Origin of the sequence: Paenibacillus tyrphae, from assembly GCF_027925525.1 — a bacterium.
Taxonomy (GTDB): Bacteria; Bacillota; Bacilli; order Paenibacillales; family NBRC-103111; genus Paenibacillus_G; species Paenibacillus_G tyrfis_B.
This window is the reverse complement of record NZ_BSDJ01000008.1, coordinates 164160-185575: the sequence shown is the minus strand read 5'-3', so window position 1 is coordinate 185575 and position 21416 is coordinate 164160. Positions and strand designations below refer to the sequence as shown.

Genomic DNA, 21416 nt, shown 5'->3' with positions numbered 1-21416 from the left:
GCGCAAACAAGCCCGTCAAAACGAATTCAGCTTGATGCCCCGGTAAATCGTATTGACCGTTTGGCTGTTCGAAGTCGTAATCGCTACGGTAACCGTTCCCTGCGCATTGACGGTAGCGTTCAGAGCCGTAACCAATTGGCCGGAGGTGGCGTCGGATGGCGTTATTTTATGCATGGTCTGCATATCGTAGACGGAGCTATCCCGGAATCTGGCAATAAAGGTAGCTGCCCGTCCGTGGTTGTAGTCGCCATTGCCGGCATAAATGTCGACGAGCCAGCTTCCGCTCGAAGGCAGCTTGAACGTGACGGCATGATTCGTTCCGGTCGTTACAGCCGAGCCGGACATGCTGTCGTTAAAGAACACTTTGTACAAGTTGGATTTGCTTTGGAACCATAAGGAATCGTCGTTGTAAACGAATTGGGACGGATAGAGGGGAAGGGTGGCCGGATCCGTGCCGTCAATGTAGTAGGGGGACGAAGCGTCCTTGATATTGGCCGCGATGTTGCCGCCCGTATTTCGGATGAGCGGGACTCCGTTTGCCTTGTTGGACGTATTATTGTTAATGTGGATATAGTTCGAGGTGAGAATTTCGGCATCGCTGTAGTTTTCAAAGGTACATTGATGCACATATGTCCGGTAACCGTCATTGTTAATCGCAACGTTAGGATTGGATGACAAGCCGCTAAACCGGCACACGCTAAAATACGTGAACGCAGTCCGAGCCGAAATTTCCACGCCTGCGTTAGTGGAGTTCTGAGTGGCGAAATCGCAGCTTTCGAAAAAAATGTTTTTGCCCAGCTCAAGCTTGACATTATTGGAATACGGACCGCCGCCTCTTTCGAAAATGCATCCTACGAACTGATTATTTTGCGGCACGTTGCCGAAGTCGTTCCGGTTAAACCCTGGATAATTCGCGTCCGCGCCGAATAGGGCATGAGGCAGTATGGCGCTTTGATTGAATTCGCACCGTAAAAAAATATTATTCCCTGCGCCATTGATGACTTTCAGCTGTCCGCCGTTGTATTCGAGATCGATCAGCGTAAACAGATTGTTCTGAGCTGCGTCGATCACAAGACCCCAGTTTAACGCGTAGCTGACATTGATATTGCGGAAGTACCGGTTAACGACGGTGCCTTGCGACGTAGAGCCGACAAGCAGACCGTTCGTCGACTTTCTTTGGCAGTTCAAGAAGAAGTCCTTTACCGGAGCCCCGCGGTTGCCGAATGCGGTATTCCCTGTAATTTTCATCATAAAATCGAGGGAAGCATTGGCTTTGAGAATGCTGCCGTAGCCTGTTCCGATAAAGCCGACATTGTTCTCCTCGATGATTATAGGCGAGCTGATCAAGTAAGTGCCGACAGGGACGTAGACGGTGCCTCCCTTGGCGTTGGAGGCAGCATTTATTGCATTTTGAATTGCTGCTGTACTATCATTCACCCCTCGCGGATCCGCTCCATAATCGTTCACGTCAAAGACGCTTGACATCGAAGTCAAAAAATCACCACCTTTATGATCCGTTTTTTACATTATATGCAGGCAAAGATGGAGTTTACAGGAACAGGTGTACCGTATGAACAAGTATTTCGGTTATACCACTTTGTCGCCGGACGGCTCGACCTTTTCCTCAAGTTCATGGGCAGCAGACACCTGCTCCGATACCCGATGGGGATTTTCGGTCCGGCCGATCATATAATCGATCGATACGTTGAAGAAGTTGGCAATCGTGGTGATCGTATTGTAGCTAGGTTCTCTTCGGTTATTCTCATAGTGCGACAGAGAGGCGCGAGTAATCCCTAGCTTCAAGGATAACTCCTCTTGCGTCATGGAATACTTCTCACGTAGTAATGCAATCCGCTCCCCATATTTCATCAATGGTACCTCCAGCTCGAATGAAAAAATGACGAAAATTCAAAAAAATGCAAAAAAATGTTGACGAAAGCGTTTTACATCTATTTACAATGATACAAAAAGTATAGTATTTTAAAAATATACAAAAAAATTTTGTGATATTCAATACAATTTGTATCATTGCATTGATTTTACCTAAAAATCTGGAGTATGGGAAGATGAGAAATGAATAAAATCCATTTTATCCCAAACAGCTTGGGTTATCCGGCGTTAAGCGCGTTATCGGAATGCCGGTTATCGATCAGCAAGATAGGCGGACAGGCCGTTTATTCCGGCTATGCCCCGGTTCGCGTCACCCATTTGAATGCGCAGGAGATCGGATTTATATCTTCCCTTCGCATTCCGGTCGACAAGCGGGTAACCGTAGCCTTGGAGCTAATTTTTCAAAGTGGCCTGCTCCGGTTGTCTGGCGACCGGCTGTATTGTGAACCGAACAACGGTCAATTTCAGTACCGCCTGAAATACGAGATGAGTTCCAGCGACCGGAGCATGCTTCTATCCATGCTGTATCTCGTCACGGAAGAAGTTTATATTGAGAAAGCGTTGGAAAGCTATGCATTTTCCCAACCTTCCGCGTACGAGCAGCCCCAGATTAATTATCAAACGTAACGGAGGAACTTATGATCGATCTCCATTGTCACATACTCCCGGGCTTGGATGATGGGTGCCAGACTATGGATGATACGATGGACATGGCTCAAACGGCCAAAGAGCATGGAATCCGCACCGTCGTTGCGACACCGCACCACGCCGACGGGTACTACGAGAACGAGGCGTTTTCGATCAGGGAACGTGTGGACCGGACGAATGCACTATTGCGGGAACGGCAATCCGATCTTCTCCTTTTACCGGGACAGGAAATTCGCGTTAACGATCAACTGCTTGAGGAATTGGACCAGAATAAATTAATCACCTTGAACGACTCTCAATATATTCTTTTGGAATTCCCGCATAAGTATGTTCCCGACTGGATCGAAAACCTGTTCTACGAACTTCGTCTGCGCAGCCTGATTCCTGTTATTGCTCATCCCGAGCGGAACGTCGAAATCATCCAAAACCCCCGCATTGTCGGACGGTTAAAAGAACTAGGTGCCTTATTTCAATTAACCGCCGGTTCTCTGCTCGGCAAGCACGGACGTACAATTCAGAAGCTTAGCTTCCTGTTTTGCCGGGAATCCATGGTACAGTTTATTGCCTCCGACGCCCATAACCGGATTCGGGGAATTGACCATTTGTCTAAAGCTTACGAGTTGATCGAGCGGCGTTACGGGAAGCCGTTGGCACTGTACTTTCAGGATAATGCCCATGCCGTCGTTCATTCAATGTCGATTCAAAATTTTGAAGCCCCGAAAAAACGCCGATGGTTATTTTTTTGAGAATACCTCTGTATATTGTTTTGTAGATCGTTGAACTTGACAAGTTACATTTTGTATCATAAAGTAGAATAAATAATCGGTTGAACATCCTTCATTTTGCCGCAGCAAATGAAAGGAGCGTTAATGAGCGGTCAAACATCCGAATCGAAGTAACTTCGATCGGATGTCTTGTAAAGTGCTGTCCCAGCTGGATTTTCTCGAAAAACAGCGATCCGGGACGGCTTGTCCGCTCCCCACTTTCCCCACTTTTCCCTCTGGAATGTCCTTCCGAATTTTCAATCATTGAACGTTTTGAAAAAAGGGTTGACAATTTTCAAGAAGTGTCTTACAGTAATGATTGTTATAAATGATACGAATTGTATCAAAATTTTGAATTTGTTCTTAGTAAAGAACGATAGGTCATTACTTTTTGTGAAAGGGGGATAATAAAACCGATTTTTGCTCATGATCAGCACGAATCATTATTAAAGTTTTCGGTGGCAGGGAGAGAGAACAAATGGAACTGGAACTGAAAGAATACTTCAGTGTCATAAGAAAAAGAATTCGGATGATCGTCGTCATTATTCTCATTTCATGCGTCGTAACCAGCCTGCTTAGCTTCTACGTCATCAAACCGGTGTATGTAGCCAATTCCAAATTGATCGTCAACAAATCGAGCATTGCCAGCGAGAAGGATTACTTGAATCCCGACTCGGTCCGTTCGAACCTGTTGCTGGTCAATACGTATAAGGAAATCATCAAATCCCCGGCCATTATGGATAAAGTGCTTGATCAGAATCCGGATCTCGGGCTGACGTCACAGCAGTTGATCAAGAAGGTTCAGGTTAGTTCCGTTAACGAGACGCAGGTGATCAGCGTCAGTATCGAAGACGGCTCCCAAGCCCGTGCGATCCGCATCGTGAATTCAATCGCGGATGTGTTCAAGGCTCAAATCCCGCTCATTATGAAAGTGGACAACGTGATGATTCTTAACGAAGCCAAGGTCGACGAGAATCCGGAGCCTGTCCGGCCGAAACCGCTGATTAATCTCATTATTGCTTTTGTCGTATCGTTCGTCGTTTCCGTCGGTCTGGCTTTTCTGCTGGAGTATCTGGACGATACGATCAAAACCGAGCAGGACGTGGACAATTACCTCGGGCTGCCGGTGCTGGTGACGATCAACAAAACGACGAAAGATAACTTCAAAAAACATCGGCTCGATAAAAATATGAAGCAGGTAGGTGAGACGGAATATGCCAGCGTCAGCCAATAATCTCAAGCTGATTACTTACGAGAATCCCAGGTCCTATATTTCCGAATCTTACCGAATGCTGCGAACGAACATTCAATTCTCCGAAATCGACCATCAAATCCGCACGATTCTGGTGACTTCCTCCGAACCGGGCGAAGGAAAATCGACGACCATCTCGAATCTCGCCGTCGCCTTTGCGCAGGAAGGTAAAAATGTCGTCCTCATCGACGCGGATATGCGGAATCCGACCCTGCATCATTATTTCATGAAGTCGAACCGGCAAGGGCTGTCCAATCTACTGGCCGGCCAGCTGAATGTCAAGCAAGCGCTCAGCGAAACCCATATCGAGCATTTAACCGTACTCACCTCGGGTCCCATTCCTCCCAATCCGGCAGAAATGCTCGCTTCCAAAAGAATGGATCAACTGCTGGAAGATCTTCTTCAAACGTTCGACGTTGTCCTGTTGGACTCCCCGCCGGTTCTGGCGGTTACGGACGCTCAAATCGTGGCGACCAAATGCGACGGCGTCGTATTCGTCCTCGGATCAGGCAAAGTGAAGCGATACCGGGCAAGCAAGGCGTTAGCCCGATTGCAGCACGTTAATGCCAAAATCCTTGGCGTCGTTCTGAATAACAAACCCAATAACAACAATGAAGAGACATATGCCTATTACGGGGCTTCCAGATAAACATAAAAGCAGCCTGGGAAGCTTCCCTACAATCGAAATAGCTTTCAGGTAATGTCTACTGCACCTTTACCACTGTAGGCACTCGGGCATACTGTGGGCGGCAGCGCCTTAGACGTACATCGTCGCTGGTATGTTGTGAGGGTGGGTTAGATGCCCAAGCCGTTTGTATTGGCTCGTACACGATAGTCAGGCTGCGAGATGAGATACAGAAATATATGGGAGTTCGGGAGGTAGTGTTATGAGAAAAGTAAGAAAAGCCATTATTCCCGCAGCTGGGCTAGGTACGCGTTTTTTACCGGCCACGAAAGCGATGCCCAAGGAAATGCTTCCGATCGTCGATAAACCGACGATCCAGTATATTGTCGAAGAAGCAGTCCAATCCGGCATTACCGACATCATTATTGTAACGGGTAAAGGGAAACGTTCGATCGAAGATCATTTCGACAATGCGTTCGAGCTTGAGCACAGCTTGCTTGAGAAAGGGAAGCTTGAGCTGCTGCAGAAGGTCCAGCACCCATCGAGAATTGTCGACATTCACTATATTCGTCAAAAGGAACCGAAAGGCCTTGGACATGCCGTTTGGTGCGCACGCAAATTTATCGGCGACGAGCCGTTTGCCGTGCTGCTCGGCGACGACATCGTGCACGGGGAGACCCCTTGCCTGAAGCAGATGATCGAGTATTACGAGAAGACGGAAAGCTCCGTGATCGGCGTCCAACCCGTTTCTCAAGAGGAGACGAGCCGTTACGGCATCATCGATCCGCTCGATAAGCAAGGACGGCTTTATAAAGTCAGGCAATTCGTCGAGAAGCCGCCGAGAGGCAAAGCGCCCTCCAATCTGGCGATCATGGGCCGTTATATCCTGACTCCCGAAATTTTCAATATTCTCGAGGAGCAGGAAGCGGGCGCCGGCGGGGAGATTCAGCTGACGGACGCGATTCAGAAGTTGAATGAGCTTCAGCACGTATTCGCTTATCATTTTGACGGCGTTCGTTACGATGTGGGCGAAAAGCTCGGCTTCATTCTTACTTCGCTCGATTTTGCTTTGATGAACCAAGAGCTGCGGTCTCCGCTGCTTCACGCGCTTCAAGAAATCGTAGATCGGGAAAAAGCCATTAGTCTGCACGGTTAGGGGAGAAAGGCAATGAATTCGGACATGAATGCCCGTTTGGACAATTCAATGAACCATTCATTGGACGAGGCCCGCCAAACGTACTTGATTGCGAAACGTATCCTGGATATTCTTGGCGCCGTTTGTGGAATTGTCGTTCTGCTGCCCGTATTCGTAATCGTGGCGCTTCTTATAAAGATGGAGGATCCGAAGGGCCCTGTATTTTTTCATCAGATCAGGGTGGGCAAAAACGGTAAGCATTTCCGAATGTATAAATTTCGCTCGATGATTTCCAATGCGGAGGAGTTGCTGCCTGAGCTGCTCAGTCAAAACGAGATTGAGGGCCACATGTTTAAAATGAAGCACGATCCCCGCATCACGAAAGTGGGAAAGTTTATTCGCAAAACGAGTATCGACGAGCTGCCTCAATTGTTCAACGTGCTTAAAGGCCATATGAGTCTGGTGGGCCCCCGGCCTCCGTTGCCCAGAGAAGTGAAGGAATACTCTTCCTATCATATGCAGCGTCTTCAGGTGACGCCGGGATGCACGGGGTTGTGGCAGGTTAGCGGCAGGAACAGCTTGACCTTCGAGCAAATGATCGAGCTGGATATCAAATATATTGTACACCGCAGCTTCCTCCTCGACCTGAAAATCATTTTAAAAACGGTGAGCATGCTCCTCGGCTCGAAAAACGCTTATTAGCCACAGGAAGGTGAATTCCAGAACGATGCAAACCACGTCCAGGATTTATGTTGCCGGTCACCGGGGCTTGGCGGGCTCCGCGATCGTTAGAAAGCTGCAAAGCGAAGGGTACGACAATATCGTTTGCAGAACGTCGGTCGAACTCGATCTTCGGGACGCCCGCAAAGTAGACGCCTTTTTTCAGGAACAGCAAATCGACGTCGTCTTCTTGGCTGCCGCACGGGTAGGCGGTATTGTTGCCAATAACGAATACCCGGCCGATTTTATTCGCGACAATCTGCTGATTCAAACGAATGTAATCGATGCCGCTTATCGTTACGGCGTAAAACGGCTGATGTTTTTGGGAAGCACCTGCATTTACCCGAAATACGCGCCTCAGCCGATGAAAGAGGAATACTTGCTCGGCGGCGGACTGGAGCCGACCAACGAGCCGTATGCGGTCGCGAAAATCGCAGGAATCAAAATGTGCCAGTCGTATAACCGCCAATACGGCACCAAGTATATTTCGGTCATGCCGACCAATCTGTATGGGCCTAACGATAACTTCGATCTGCAAAATTCCCATGTGCTGCCGGCGATGATCCGGAAGTTCCACGAAGCGAAGCTGGCGGGTGCGCCTTACGTAGAAGTTTGGGGCACGGGGCGGCCGAAGCGCGAGTTTCTGCATGCGGACGATTTGGCGGATGCGTGCGTGTATCTGATGAAGCATTACGAAAGCGATGAAATCATCAATGTCGGGGTCGGCGAAGATATCTCGATCCGGGAGCTGGCGGAGAAAATCAAGGAAACCGTCGGCTACCGGGGGGAAATTGCTTTCGATCCGACGAAGCCGGACGGCACTCCGAGAAAGCTCGTGGATGTAACCAAACTAAACGGAATCGGCTGGAAAGCGACCATTTCCTTGGAGGAAGGCTTGCGCCAAACGTATGCCTGGTACCAAGAAAATCTAGGACAACTGAAAACCGCCGCCAATTACAGGAGGATCGTATGAAGAGAGCTCTTATTACAGGTATAACCGGCCAAGACGGGTCGTATCTTGCGGAACTGCTGCTGGACAAAGGATACAAGGTGTACGGCCTTCGCCGCCGGACCAGCACGCCGAATTTTGAAAATATCGCGCATATCCGCAACGAGATCGAGTGGGTTTCGGGTGATTTGACCGACCTTGCCTCCTTAATTCTGGCCGTGCGCGAAAGCCAGCCGGAAGAGGTTTACAATCTTGCGGCACAGTCTTTCGTCGAGACGTCCTGGCCGCAGCCGCTTCTGACCGGTCAAATTACGGCGCTTGGTGTAACCAACATGCTGGAAGCCGTGCGGCTTGCGAGCCCGGATGCCCGGTTCTACCAAGCCTCCAGCAGCGAGATGTTCGGCAAGGTTGTCGAAACGCCGCAGAAGGAAACGACGCCGTTCTATCCGCGCAGCCCGTACGGTGTCTCCAAAGTGTACGGCCACTGGATTACCGTCAATTACCGCGAAAGCTTCGACATGTTTGCCTGCTCGGGCATTTTGTTCAATCACGAGTCGCCGAGACGCGGCATTGAATTCGTGACCCGCAAAGTAACGGACGGGGTAGCCCGCATCAAGCTGGGGCTGCAGAGCGAGCTACGCATGGGCAACCTTGACGCCAAGCGCGACTGGGGGTTTGCCGGCGATTACGTCAAAGCGATGTGGCTGATGCTGCAGCAAGAGCAGCCGGACGATTACGTCATCTCGACGAATGAAATGCATACGGTGCGGGAGCTGCTGGAAATCGCCTTCTCGTATGTCGACCTCAATTACGAGGATCACGTCGCGATTGATCCGAAATTTTTCCGTCCGGCTGAAGTCGACTTGCTGCTCGGCGATTGCACGAAGGCGAAAAGCCAGCTTGGCTGGCAGCAGGAAGTCAGCTTCCGCGACATGATTCATATGATGGTGAATGCGGATATGGCCCGCGTTGAGCAGGAGATGAAGAACAAGGTTCTCACGTCGGTCATCTGATCGTCCAGAACATAACGGTCGGAGCGGCCCGCCATTGACCGGACTTCGTTGTTACTAACGAGCCGTTAAGGCTGTACCAATCGAAGGCAGCCTTAACGGTGCTTTATGGGGGAAACCATATTGTCGGAATCCGTACAAAAACATGAAGGCCAATCGAGCCAAGCGATCGAGAGATTAAGCAAACCGGCGATTTGGATTTTCGGAGCAACCATACTGGGGCGTATGCTCGGTTTTGTCAGGGAATCGACATTGGCCGCATTTTTCGGGGTAGGTCCGGAAGTCGATGCCTTTATTATGGCCCAGACGGTAACTTACATTTTGTTCAGCTTCCTGGGTCCGGCGATCGGCACGGCAGGCATTCCGGTGCTTTCCGTGCTGCATGCGGATCGCAGAGTGGAAGCTTTCCGGAACGTCAGCTTAAGCTTGCTGCATGTCGTCGTCATCGTGCTGATCGGCTTTACGCTTGTAGGCTATGGAATGGCTCCGCTGCTGATCCATACGATCGCTCCGGGATTTACCGGACATCAGGCGGAACTGGCCATCCACCTGACGCGCATGATGATGCCCGTCACGATATTCCTCGGGCTTGCGGGTTGGGCGACGACGGTGCTTCAATCGCAAAACAAGTTCGGCTACTCCGCTCTAAGCAATATTCCGAATAACGCGGTCGTTATTGTCGGGATGTTTGCCGCAGGTTTTTTGGGCGGAATCGAGTGGGTTACGGTGTGCTATGTGCTCGGGGTCGCCGCTCAATTTTTGATTCAGCTTCCCGTGTTTAAAACGACGGGATACAAGTGGTTCATCAATCTTAAAGATAAAGATTTCAAGAAGATCATCACCATGGCGCCGTCCACCATCGCTACCGGCATGGGCGGACAAATCAACGTCATCGTCGACCGCTTCTTCTCGTCGGGTCTGGCGGTGGGCAGCGTGGCTGCTTTGGGATACGGCCAGCGGATATTCAGCCTGTTTGTCGGCGTCGTCCAAATGCCGATTCTGGTCGTGCTGTTTCCGAAGCTGTCCGAGAAGGTAGGCCTCGGTAAGGAAGAAGAATTTATGCATTTGATCCGCAAAGGACTCGGCATTCTATCCTTCTTCATGCTGCCGATTGCCGCCATTCTCGTGCTCATGGCAATCCCGATTACGCAATTCCTGTACGAGCGCGGAGCGTTTAACCAAACGGCGACGCTGATTACCGCGTCGATCGTATGCTTTTACTCCATAGGACTGCCTTTTCTGTCCTGGAAGGAATTCATTCTTCGCTCGTTTTACGCGATGAAAGATTCGAGGACGCCGGTGCTGAATACGACGATGCAGATCGGCATCAACGTGACGCTGAACTCGCTCTCCGTGCCGGTGTTCGGGATTAAGGGACTTGCTTTAAGTACAGCGATTTCCGAGATGGTTAGCTTTTTTGTTCTATATAACGTCCTGCGAAGAAGAATGTACAAAAAAGCGGGTGTCAAAGCGGCGCATTTTCCGTTTTGGAAGTCGCTCGTCTCCGCGGGGGCCATGGTCGCCGTTATTTTTGGAATGTCCAATCTGCTGGATCTTCACTTGTTCGATCGAACCGTCCAATCCAGTTTCGCGCTTGCCCTCGACCTTGGCTTAATCGTTATCGCATCGGGCATTGCCTATCTCGTCGTTTCGTTATTGCTGAAGTCGGATGAAATGTTGTTTTGCTTAAAGACGGCTCTGCATATGGGAAGCAAGTTCTTGCCGAGTAAGGTGTCCGGCTACGTCATGGCCAAAGCCCGAATGAACCGTGTCCCGAAAAGGAACATGTAGCAAGAATTACAAAAGTGAAACAAGGGTTGGATCGAGTGAGAAACATAACCTTTAACAGTTTGATGTTTTTACTGGTTTCTTGTAATGTTCTTGCGTTCATGAGATTCAGTGCCGCCAATGTATTTTACATTGCCAAATTTGTGCTTTTTTTAGCTTGTGCAGTGTTCTTTCTGATCTACCTGCTGACCGAAAAAAAGAAAATCCGGATGACCCCGTATTCGCGAATGACGTCCCTCATCTTCTACCTTTGGGTGGTCGTCATGTGCCTGGGCTTAACGAACAGCACTTCGATCGGCGATATCGTGTCCATGGGCATGACCATTTTTTCTTACATTATGCTGTTTGGCTTTGCCATCGTCCTGCTGCCTAACTATGTCAGCTACAAAAAGATGAAATATGCCGAGATCGTTCGGATATTTTATTTTGCGCTCCTGTTTTCGATCGGCGTGTCGATTCTGGCCGGCCTCGGCGATCCGGAGTCGTTTCACCTTGATCCGTACAGCTTGCGCAACCGGTATATGGCCTACTTCCAGCATCCGAACTCGCTTGGGCTCTATGCGTTTCTGGGGAGCGTCGTTTCCATCATCATGCAGTCCGTCGGCCGCAGCCGGCTGTATCTGTTGGCGGTCCCGTTCTACCTTACGCTGATTGTGATGAGCGGAAGCCGGACGGCTTTATATACCGTCATCGTGATGCTGGTTATTTTTATGTTCAAGCGGATTTTGTATCTGGGGATGCTGCAGGTGCTGAAATACCCTTACGTCTTCTTCCCGATGCTGGCCTGCCTCCTGTTCGGAATTTTGGCGACCGTGGACCGGGCCATGCTGCTGGATGCAATCGATAAAGCGCTAAGCAACCGGATTTCCGTATGGAGCGACCTTCTGGACAGAAACGAGAGCCTTCTGCATTTTATCATCGGGCAGGGAACGCTCAAAACCGACGAAATTATGGATAACTATTATTTGGTCGTCATGACCAGCACCGGTTTTTTGGGGCTCGCGATGTTTGTGTTCATGCTGATGAACACCTTCTATGGCCTGCTTAAGCAGTTTAACGAAACGCCCTCGAAGACGCTGGGGATGATTATCGCCATGATGATTGCGCTTGCGCTCTATTCGTTTACCGAAAGCGTGATGTTCACTCTTGGCAATGCGGCAAGTATTTTCCTCTGGTCCTCCGTCGGCATTTGTTTTCAGGACGTTCGAATCATCCGGCGAACGCAGGAAAGCGGTGGGGCCCAACCGCCGTATGCTATCACAGTCACTTAAAACATATCCAATCATGAGAAAGAAGATGAATTCATGAAAATTCTTCATGTGATTGCCAACTTGGCTCCCCGGTACGGTGGACCGGCAAAAGCGGCTATGGAGATGTCGGAAGCATTGGCGAAGCTGGGTCATCAGGTCAGTATCTTTACAACCGATCAAGACGGGCCAGATCGACTTGACGTTCCGCTGGGTGAACCTGTCCTGAAAAACGGAGTGGAAATTACTTATTTTCCGATTCAAAAGCCGAGCTTTTGGGGCACGTCCTTGCCGATGGCAGCTGCATTAAAGCGGGAAATTCCAAAATACGACATTGTGCATATTCATGCGTTGTATTTGTTCCACAACCTGGCAGCAGGCTATTACAGCAGAAAATACAAAGTACCTTATATCGTTTGTCCGCACGGTACGCTGGACCCGTTCATTTATCAGCGCCACCGCAGCCGCAAACGGCTGATGGAGCTGCTGTTCGAGAACCGCAACTTCCGGAATGCAGCCGCTTTGCACTTCATTACCGAAGAGGAAATGCATCTAGCGAAGCCGGTGTCCTTCGATCAGCGGGGGATGGTCGTTCCGATCGGCCTTGATCTGACGGAATTTGTCCACATGCCGGACAAAGGGGCGTTCCGGGCGCGTTACCCCGAGCTGAAGGGCAAAAAGATGATCCTGTTTTTCGGCAGATTGAATTTCAAAAAAGGACTGGATTTGCTGATCAAATCGTTCCGCTCCGTCCTGCAGGCGCATCCGGATGCGGCGCTGGTGCTGACCGGGCCCGACAACGATCAGTACGGGGAGCAGGTGCGGCAGTGGGTCCGGGAAGAAAACCTGACGAACCATGTGCTGTTCACCGGGATGCTGACCGGACAGGACAAACTGGCGGTGCTGCAGGATGCCGATTTATTCGTGCTGCCCTCATACTCCGAAAATTTCGGCATTGCCGTCATCGAAGCGCTGGTCTGCGGCACACCGGTGATCGTTTCGGACAAAGTGAACATTTGGCGGGAAGTCGTCTCCCATGAGGCGGGTCTCGTATGCAAGTGCGAGACGGCTTCGGTCGCCGAGCAGATCATTGCGCTGCTGGACGATCCCGGGAAGCGGGAAGCGATGGGGCGCAGCGGCATCGATATGGTCCGGAAGCAGTATCACTGGGACCATATCGGGCAATCGCTCGAAAGCGAGTACCGCCATATTATTCAGACGGGAGCGGTGAGGAACTTCTTGATGAAAGCTACCTCAGCCCCGTGAAGAAAGGAGGAGGACGATGAGACCCGTGAAGGTCCTGATCTACAGCATCAACTTTGCCCCCGAGCTGACCGGGATCGGCAAATATAACGGAGAAATGGCCGAATGGCTTGCCGGGCAAGGCTATGAGGTCCGGGTCATTACCGCTCCGCCTTATTATCCCCAGTGGAAAGTGAAGGAAGGCTACTCCGGGGCCAAATACGCGAAGGAAGAATGGGCGCCGGGCGTCAAGGTGTGGCGATGTCCGGTCTGGGTTCCGGCCAAGGCCTCAGGCGTCAAGCGGCTCATTCACCTGGCCTCGTTCGCGGTCTCCAGTCTTCCGGTCTTAATCGCCCAACTGTTCAGGCGGCCGGATCTCCTGCTTGCGGTGGAGCCGCCGTTGGTTATTTCGCCGGCGTCCGTTCTGCTCTCGAAGCTGTTTCGGACCAAGACTTGGCTGCATGTTCAGGATTTCGAGGTCGATGCCGCATTCGATTTGGGACTGCTTCCGCAAAAGCCGGCGTTGAAAAAAGCGGTGCTCGGCATGGAACGGTGGCTGATGAAACGATTCGACGCGGTGTCGTCCATTTCTCCCAAAATGACGGAGAAATTGCTCAGCAAGGGCGTCCCAGAGAAAAAAGTGAGGTTTTTTCCGAACTGGGTCGATACGTCCGCCATTTACCCGCTTCCCGAACCGGTGGACGATTACCGGAAGCAGCTCGGCATAGCCCCGGACGACATCGTGTTCCTGTACTCGGGCAATATGGGGGCGAAGCAGGGCCTCGAAATCGTGCTGGATGCAGCCGAGCGCACAAAAGCGATTACGCAAATCAAGTTTATGATGTGCGGAGACGGCGTCGCCAAAGAGGAGCTTGTGCGGCTGGCCGGCGAACGGAAGCTGGATAATATTTATTTTCTTCCTCTCCAGCCGACGGAACGGCTTAATGCGCTGCTGAATACAGCCGACGTTCATCTGCTGATCCAGAAGGGCAGCGCCTCCGATCTGGTCATGCCTTCGAAGCTGACCGGTATGCTGGCCAGCGGGAAACCGGTTCTTGCGACGGCGGACGAAGGCACCTCCGTCCATACGGTGATCACGGAATCGCAAGCCGGCATTACGGTTCCGGCCGAGCAGGCGGAGAAGCTGGCGGACGCCGTGTACACGCTGTCGATTGAGCGGGAACGCCGGGCGACGCTTGGCAGCAATGCAAGAATTTATGCTGAACAACGGCTGAGCATCGAATCCATCATGCGAGACTTGGATGTAGCGTTCAAGGAGCTGCTTCAAAAAACAGAAAACGTTCATGAAGGTGGTATCAAGGTGCATGGCTAAGCTCATTCCCGTATCGGTCATTATTATGACAAAAAACGAAGAGAAAAACATTGCCAAGTGTATTCGTTCCGTTCGCCATTTCAACGAAATTTTCGTCGTTGACTCGAACAGCACGGATAAAACCGTCGAGATCGCCGAAAGCTTAGGTGCCAAGGTCGTAAACTTTACCTGGGACGGCAAATATCCCAAGAAAAAGCAGTGGTCCTTGGAAAACCTGCCTTTCAGCAACGACTGGGTTCTGTATGTCGACGCCGATGAGGAAGTGACGCCGAGCCTCTCCGACGAAATTGCCGCCGTGATGGAGAAGACGCCAGCCCACAACGGGTACTTTGTCGGCTACGACTACGTGTTTATGAACAAGGTGCTGAAGCACGGCCATCAAGTGCACAAGCTCGTGCTGTTCAACCGGCACGAAGGCCGGTTTCTCGACTATGACGATTTGGGCGCCGCCAACATGTGGGAGGTGGAAGGGCATTATCAGCCGCAAATTAACGGCAAAGTGGAGTTGCTGCGCCACAAGATGCTGCACTTCGACCACGACGCGATATTCGACTATTTCGCCCGGCATAACCGGTATTCGGACTGGGAAGCGACGGTTCGCCTGAAGGGGCTGCTGAGCAATCCGCAGGAATCCCAGAAAGCGTCGCGGGCGCTGCAGAAAAAAGTGTTCAACGCGCTTCCGGCGAAATGGGCCTTCGCCTTCCTGCATTCCTATTTCTTTAAACTGGGCTTTCTGGACGGCTCTGCCGGATTTCATTTTGCGTTTGCACGCGCCGTGTATTACTGGCAGGTCGAAATCAAGATGACCGAGCTTCGGCGCAAATCGAATCAGGCGTCCGTCCCGTTCGTACAGCAAACGAACGCGAAAGCCTAATTATTTCGAATTGGAGTCATCGCGATGAAGAATAGGATTCGGCTTGATCTTTACAATCAGGATTGGTATTCCCGCGGCCGGAGCAATGCCGTCGTGCTGCTGTGGTGGTTCGTGCAGGGGACGCTGTTCCGCTTCTCGCTTCACAATATGTACGGGTGGAGGCGTTTCCTGCTCCGATTGTTCGGAGCCAAGATCGGACAGGGCGTACAGGTACGAGCTACGGCGAAATTTACGTATCCGTGGAAAGTAACCATCGGCGATTATTCATGGATCGGCGACAACGTGGAATTTTACAGTCTGGACCGGATCGAAGTAGGCGAGCACTGCGTCGTTTCCCAGCATTGCTACTTATGCACGGGAAGCCATGATATGACCGACGAGGCCTTCGGCCTGGTAGTTCGGCCTATCGTTATCCGGGACGGCGCCTGGATTGCCAGCGACGTCTTCGTCTATCCGGGCGTAACGGTAGGAGTGATGGGCGTAGTAGCCGCCCGAAGCACGGTAATCAAGGATGTGCCTGCCAACCAGGTGTTCGCCGGCACGCCGGCCAAGTTTGTCAAAGAGCGGTTTCAGGAAAAAGCGCGGCTGCACATGATTTGATTGTGCACGGGTTCGAACCATAGAGAAAAAGGAGTGGGAAGATGAAGCTGGTTCTATTATCCGGAGGTTCCGGCAAACGGCTGTGGCCTTTATCCAACGATGCGCGATCCAAGCAATTCCTGCAAGTTCTTCAAAATGACAAAGGCGAAAAAGAATCGATGGTCCAGCGGGTATGGCGGCAGCTCGAATCCGTAGGCTTATCCGACGATGTTCTTGTCGCTACCGGTAAGAGCCAGACTGAAATTTTGCAGCGGCAGCTTCGCCATTTGGCCAGAATCGTAGTCGAGCCCGAACGCCGGGATACTTTTCCGGCCATTGCCTTGGCGGCAACCTATCTGTATTCGATTGCCGGGACGGGATTAAACGAGGTTGTAGCGGTCCTGCCGGTCGATCCTTACGTGGAAAATGATTTCTTTCATTATATAAAAAGGCTTGAAGGCTGCATTCAGGAAACGGGGGCGGATCTCGCTTTAATCGGGGTTAAGCCGACCTATCCTTCAGGCAAATACGGCTATATCATTCCGAAGCAGGGCGGGGAGCAAGCGGACGCCTGGTATCGGCCGGTTCACCGCTTCACGGAAAAGCCGAGCGAGCAGGAAGCCGAAGGACTTATCGCGCAGCAAGCGCTGTGGAATTGCGGCGTATTTGCATTCAAGCTTAATTACGTCATCAACCTGCTGATGGAAAAGGGACTTCCCATTCAATACGAGGAGATGCTCAAGCAGTATCATAAAACACCGAACATCAGCTTCGATTACGAAGTGGTAGAGAAGGCTGAACGAGTGGTCGTCGTTCCGTACGAAGGATACTGGAAGGATCTGGGTACCTGGAATACGCTCACCGAAGAGATGAGCCAGAACATGATTGGCAAAGCCGTGATCTGCGAACGCTCCTCCAATACGCATGTGGTCAACGAATTGGACGTGCCCGTAACCGTAATCGGCTTGAGTGACATCGTTGTAGCGGCAAGCCCTGACGGCATTCTGGTTGCGGACAAAGCTTCCAGCCCGCGGCTGAAGGAACTGCTGAAGCATACGGATCAGCCTCCGATGTACGAAGAGAAACGGTGGGGGGAATATAAAGTCTTAGATTTCAAAAAGCTGCAGGACGGCACCGAGGTGCTGACTCGTCTCGTTCAAATGACGGAAGGACAATGCCTCAGCTATCACTCGCACGAGCATTACAGCGAATGCTGGACGATCGTATCGGGAAACGGACAATTTGCCTTGGACGGTAAAATTTTCCGTGTACGCGCCGGCGACATGCTGCACGTTCCGGCCGGAGCGCCGCATAGCTTGAAGGCGCTGACGGATATGCAGTGGCTTGAGGTTCATATGGGATGCGAGCTTCATACCGAGAACACGACTCGCCTGCTTATCCAATGGGCCGAGATTGAACAGCATTTTGAGACTTACTCGGGCTCCCCGAAAAAAGACGATAATCTGATGGAGGGCGCTTGATTTCGAGCTGCCGCGGATACGGGAGGAGAAAACTTATGAATATCGCTGTCATCGGTGCAGGTTATGTCGGACTTATCAGTTCGGTTTGCTATGCGGAAATTGGACATCAGGTTGTCGGTCTCGATCTGGACCCCGATAAAATTCAGAAATTAAACCGATTCGTTTCGCCGATTTACGAGCCGGGACTGGAAGAGTTGCTCGAAAAACATATTACGGGCGGCCAGCTCAAATTCACCGATTCGTACGAGGAAGCTATTCCAACGGCGGACGTGATCGTGATAGCGGTTGGGACACCGAGCCAAGCGAACGGGATGGCGGACATCTCCTTTGTGGAAGGCGCCGCTTTATCCTCCATCCCTTATTTGAAAAAGCAGGCGGTCCTTGTCATCAAAAGCACCGTACCCGTAGGAACGGGAGATCACGTGGAAGCGTTGATCCGCGACCGGATTTCACCGGATTATGAGATTGAAGTCGTATCGAACCCGGAATTTTTGAGGGAAGGCACGGCCATTTACGATACGTTCCATGGGGACCGGATCATCATCGGAGCCAATCGGGACAGCGCCAGTGAAGTAGTCCGCCGGGTTCACGAGCCGCTCGGCATCCCGATCGTCGTGACCGACCGGCGCAGCTCCGAAATGATCAAATACGCTTCCAATGCTTTTTTGGCTACGAAAATCAGCTTTATTAACGAAATCGCGAATCTGTGCGAAATGCTGGACGCAAACGTGGAGAATGTATCCGAAGGGATGGGGCTCGACAAACGGATCGGCAATCAATTTCTAAAGGCCGGCATCGGTTATGGTGGCTCGTGCTTCCCGAAGGATACGAATGCGCTGATTCAAATTGCGGGCAATATGCAGTACGACTTCGAGCTGCTGCGATCCGTCGTTAAAGTGAACGAGAAGCAGCAGACGGGCATCCTCCGGAAGGCCAAAGCGTATTATGGAAGCTTGCAGGGGCTGAAATTTGCCGTGCTGGGGCTTGCGTTCAAGCCGAATACCGACGATATGCGCGAGGCGCCGTCCATTCGGGTCATCGAACAACTGGTGAGCGAAGGAGCGGAGGTGGTCGCTTACGATCCGATTGCGATGGATAAAGCGCCGCAATGGCTTCATCCGGCCACGCAGTATGCTGCATCGTGGGAGGAAACGCTCCGAGATGCCGATGGCGTGTTCCTGCTGACCGATTGGGAGGAGTTCAAGCAAATCGATTTGCGAAAGCTTTCTTCGCTTATGAAACGTCCGGCGATGTTTGACGGAAGAAACTGCTTCAAGCTGTCCGCTGTGGAGTCGGCCGGTATCGATTACGTGTCGGTGGGGAGACCCGCTGTCCGGAAAACGGTCCAGCCGGTCGGATAGGCGTCACAAGCTCGCATAAAGGTTGTGTCATAATGAGAAGCATAGCGTTTCATGTTCCGATTATATTGATCATCGCCAGCAATATTCTTTCCTTCATGAAATTTAGCGGCGACTTGATCTACGTGCTCAAATTTACCTTTGTTTCCATCCACTTCTTGATTCTGCTGCTGTATATGATCAAGCAGCCGGTTACGATTACGCCGGTAATGAAATATTTGATCGCCGTCTTTCATTGCTGGACCATCGTCATGTGCATCGGTCTGACCAATAGCACGACGTACACGCAGACGTGGGACAGCCTGCTGTCGATCGGAACATATATTCTGCTTTTTTTCTACAGTATGATTTTGCTTCCCAATTATATGCGGCTGCATCAGATCGAATACGTCAGCTTCGTCAAAGTCGCTTATTTTACAATCGTTTGCTGCGTGGCGCTCGCAGTCGTGCTCGGGTTATCCGATCCGAAGGCGTTTCACTTGGATCCGTTCAGCTTGCGCTACCGGTACTTGGGCTTTTTCCGCCACCCCAATTTTATGGGACTGTACGCCTTTCTCGGCTTTGCGGTATCGATGCTGATTTACGGTATGACGAAAAAGAAGAGGTACCTGCTTACCGTGCCGTTCTTCGCGTACTTGATTCACTTAAGCGTAAGCCGGACGGCGCTGCTGTGCGTCGTACTGCTGCTCGCCGTATATCTGGTCCGCAAGTACGTGTTTCGTCTGCTTCATTGGACGATCCGAACGTCGGTCATCAGCGTGTGTGTGCTGCTCGTAATTGTGGTCTGCGTCATACAGTTCGTCGATGTGGAAAGCCTAATTGACGCTGTCGATAAACTTCTCAGTAACCGGCTGACCATCTGGTCGAACTTTTTGGCAAGCAACGATACGGTCAACGAATTTATATTCGGCCAGGGCATGGCGAAGTCGACCGTTTCCAGAGACAACTATTATCTGGTCGTCCTGTTGAACACCGGCATACTGGGCTTAATCTGCTTTCTCATTATGGCGGTGTCGGTCCTGTACTTTCTGCTTAAAAAATATATTCAGGAGAGCTCCATCTCGCTGGAAATGTTACTGTCCATCTTTATCGTGCTGATGTTCTACTCCTTCACGGAGAGCATTCTGTTCACGCTGGGCAATGCCGTCAGCTTCTTCCTGTGGTGCTCCATCGGCATCCACTTGAACCGGAGCCTGACGGCCCGGCGCGCAAAAGATCCGGATGTTGCGCAATCCGTAGAGCCCAGTCCGTTTCAGCGGGTGAAGCTGAAACGAAGACCTACATTTTTGTAGTTTGATTTAGAAAGGGATGGAAATTATGAAAATCCTGCACGTGATTGCGAATTTGGCGCCAAGATACGGGGGACCGGCAAAGGCAATCATGGGGATGACCCGGTCGCTGGCCGAACGGGGACATCAAGTGACGATCTTCACGACGAATCAAGACGGGCCCGGAACGCTTGATGTCCCTTTGAACGAACCGGTGCATAAGGATGGCGTGGAAATCCGGTATTTCCCGATCCAGCAGCCTAAATTTTGGGGGACTTCCTTCGGACTTGCCAAAGCGCTCGAAGAGCACATTCCGAACTACGATATCGTGCATACGCACTCGTTATACTTGTTTCACAACTGGGTGAGCGGCCATTACTGCCGGAAGTTCGGCGTTCCCTACATCGTCCGTCCACACGGGACGCTGGACCCTTATATTTATCAACGGAACCGGGGCCGCAAGCGAGTGATGGAGTGGCTGTTCGAGCACCGGAACATCAAGCGGGCCTCGGCGCTGCACTACACAACGGAAGAGGAAATGATTCTGGCCAAACCCTACACCTTCGACAGTCAAGGATTCGTAGTCCCGAACGGAGTCGATCTGTCGGAATATAAGACACTGCCTCCGAAGGGTACGTTCCGAGAACAGTATCCGGAGCTGGCCGGCAAAAAAATCGTGTTGTTTTTCAGCCGTCTGAATTTCAAAAAAGGACTGGACATCCTTGTCGAAGCCTTCGCCAAAATCATAGATGTCCATCCCGACGCGCATCTGGTTATTGCCGGACCGGATAACGAGAATTACGGCAGCAAGGTCAAGGAATGGATCAGGGAGCGGCAGTTGACGGATAAGGTGCTGTTTACGGGCATGGTGACCGGACAGCAAAAGCTGGCCGTACTGCAGGAAGCGGATCTCTTCGTGCTTCCGTCGTATTCCGAAAACTTCGGCATCTCGGTTATCGAAGCGCTCATCTGCGGCACTCCGGTATTGATCTCGGACAAAGTGAACATTTGGAGAGAGGTAGCCGCGCATCAAGCGGGACGAGTAGCTCCCTGCGATGCGGAACAATTTGCTAAAGAAATGGCATCGCTCCTCTCGGATCTAAGCCTTTGTGAAAAGATGGGAGAACTGGGCAAACAGTTTGTCGCCGAATATTACAGCTGGAGCCAAATTGGCGTTGTACTGGAAGAAGAGTACAAAAAAATCATTAACACAACCAAATCGAGATTCAACGTTATGGAAGCCGTGATTTAAT

20 protein-coding genes are annotated in these 21416 nt (G+C 51.2%); 18 read left to right on the top strand and 2 right to left on the bottom strand.

Features of this window, described 5'->3' with window-relative positions; all coding sequences use genetic code 11:
* Positions 1 to 15: 15 nt before the first annotated feature.
* Positions 16 to 1485, bottom strand: coding sequence for a glycosyl hydrolase family 28-related protein (locus QMG93_RS12105; protein WP_281936834.1), 1470 nt, complete (start codon positions 1483 to 1485; stop codon positions 16 to 18).
* 102 nt (positions 1486 to 1587) lie between these two features.
* Complete coding sequence (locus tag QMG93_RS12100; protein ID WP_413789286.1) at positions 1588 to 1869, bottom strand: helix-turn-helix domain-containing protein; 282 nt, start codon at positions 1867 to 1869, stop codon at positions 1588 to 1590.
* 204 nt (positions 1870 to 2073) lie between these two features.
* On the opposite strand from QMG93_RS12100, the gene QMG93_RS12095 reads away from it, so the two are divergent.
* The 18 genes from QMG93_RS12095 (at position 2074) to QMG93_RS12010 (ending at position 21415) form a co-directional block, all read left to right on the top strand.
* The gene (locus tag QMG93_RS12095) at positions 2074 to 2517 is read left to right on the top strand and encodes a hypothetical protein (RefSeq protein ID WP_281936705.1); all 444 of its coding nucleotides are present in this window, start codon (positions 2074 to 2076) and stop codon (positions 2515 to 2517) included.
* A gap of 11 nt (positions 2518 to 2528) precedes the next feature.
* Positions 2529 to 3284, top strand: coding sequence for a tyrosine-protein phosphatase (locus QMG93_RS12090; RefSeq protein WP_281936704.1), 756 nt, complete (start codon positions 2529 to 2531; stop codon positions 3282 to 3284).
* A 496-nt stretch (positions 3285 to 3780) separates the two neighbouring features.
* Positions 3781 to 4536, top strand: coding sequence for a YveK family protein (locus QMG93_RS12085; protein WP_281936701.1), 756 nt, complete (start codon positions 3781 to 3783; stop codon positions 4534 to 4536).
* Positions 4517 to 5203 carry a CpsD/CapB family tyrosine-protein kinase gene (locus QMG93_RS12080; RefSeq protein ID WP_281936700.1) on the top strand — a complete coding sequence of 229 codons (687 nt, stop codon included), beginning with the start codon at positions 4517 to 4519 and terminating at the stop codon, positions 5201 to 5203. The genes QMG93_RS12085 and QMG93_RS12080 overlap by 20 nt, the downstream gene beginning before the upstream one ends.
* Before the next feature lie 238 nt (positions 5204 to 5441).
* Positions 5442 to 6335, top strand: coding sequence for a UTP--glucose-1-phosphate uridylyltransferase GalU (galU, locus tag QMG93_RS12075; protein ID WP_281936698.1), 894 nt, complete (start codon positions 5442 to 5444; stop codon positions 6333 to 6335).
* 48 nt (positions 6336 to 6383) lie between these two features.
* Positions 6384 to 7016: a sugar transferase gene (locus QMG93_RS12070; protein WP_281936832.1), complete on the top strand. Its 633-nt coding sequence runs from the start codon at positions 6384 to 6386 to the stop codon at positions 7014 to 7016.
* Positions 7017 to 7041: 25 nt separating this feature from the next.
* On the top strand, positions 7042 to 8007 hold the full coding sequence (fcl, locus tag QMG93_RS12065) for a GDP-L-fucose synthase (RefSeq protein ID WP_281936696.1): 966 nt from the start codon (positions 7042 to 7044) through the stop codon (positions 8005 to 8007).
* Positions 8004 to 8996: a GDP-mannose 4,6-dehydratase gene (gene gmd, locus QMG93_RS12060; protein ID WP_281936694.1), complete on the top strand. Its 993-nt coding sequence runs from the start codon at positions 8004 to 8006 to the stop codon at positions 8994 to 8996. The genes fcl and gmd overlap by 4 nt, the downstream gene beginning before the upstream one ends.
* A gap of 120 nt (positions 8997 to 9116) precedes the next feature.
* Entirely contained in the window at positions 9117 to 10784 is a 1668-nt protein-coding gene (gene murJ / locus QMG93_RS12055; RefSeq protein WP_281936692.1) for a murein biosynthesis integral membrane protein MurJ, read from the top strand.
* Between the two features lie 260 nt (positions 10785 to 11044).
* A complete protein-coding gene (locus QMG93_RS12050) occupies positions 11045 to 12052 on the top strand; it encodes an O-antigen ligase family protein (RefSeq protein ID WP_281936690.1) in 1008 nt (335 codons plus the stop codon).
* A 33-nt stretch (positions 12053 to 12085) separates the two neighbouring features.
* Positions 12086 to 13294, top strand: coding sequence for a glycosyltransferase (locus QMG93_RS12045; RefSeq protein ID WP_281936688.1), 1209 nt, complete (start codon positions 12086 to 12088; stop codon positions 13292 to 13294).
* Positions 13295 to 13310: 16 nt separating this feature from the next.
* Positions 13311 to 14603: a glycosyltransferase WbuB gene (locus QMG93_RS12040; protein ID WP_281936686.1), complete on the top strand. Its 1293-nt coding sequence runs from the start codon at positions 13311 to 13313 to the stop codon at positions 14601 to 14603.
* Entirely contained in the window at positions 14596 to 15477 is an 882-nt protein-coding gene (locus QMG93_RS12035) for a glycosyltransferase family 2 protein (RefSeq protein ID WP_281936684.1), read from the top strand. The genes QMG93_RS12040 and QMG93_RS12035 overlap by 8 nt, the downstream gene beginning before the upstream one ends.
* Positions 15478 to 15501: 24 nt before the next feature.
* Complete coding sequence (locus QMG93_RS12030; protein ID WP_281936682.1) at positions 15502 to 16077, top strand: WcaF family extracellular polysaccharide biosynthesis acetyltransferase; 576 nt, start codon at positions 15502 to 15504, stop codon at positions 16075 to 16077.
* 41 nt (positions 16078 to 16118) lie between these two features.
* The gene (locus tag QMG93_RS12025; RefSeq protein WP_281936681.1) at positions 16119 to 17537 is read left to right on the top strand and encodes a sugar phosphate nucleotidyltransferase; all 1419 of its coding nucleotides are present in this window, start codon (positions 16119 to 16121) and stop codon (positions 17535 to 17537) included.
* A 35-nt stretch (positions 17538 to 17572) separates the two neighbouring features.
* Entirely contained in the window at positions 17573 to 18898 is a 1326-nt protein-coding gene (locus tag QMG93_RS12020; RefSeq protein ID WP_281936679.1) for a UDP-glucose dehydrogenase family protein, read from the top strand.
* A gap of 32 nt (positions 18899 to 18930) precedes the next feature.
* Complete coding sequence (locus QMG93_RS12015; protein ID WP_281936677.1) at positions 18931 to 20187, top strand: O-antigen ligase family protein; 1257 nt, start codon at positions 18931 to 18933, stop codon at positions 20185 to 20187.
* 25 nt (positions 20188 to 20212) lie between these two features.
* Positions 20213 to 21415, top strand: coding sequence for a glycosyltransferase (locus QMG93_RS12010; RefSeq protein ID WP_281936676.1), 1203 nt, complete (start codon positions 20213 to 20215; stop codon positions 21413 to 21415).
* The last annotated feature ends 1 nt before the right edge of the window (position 21416 follow it).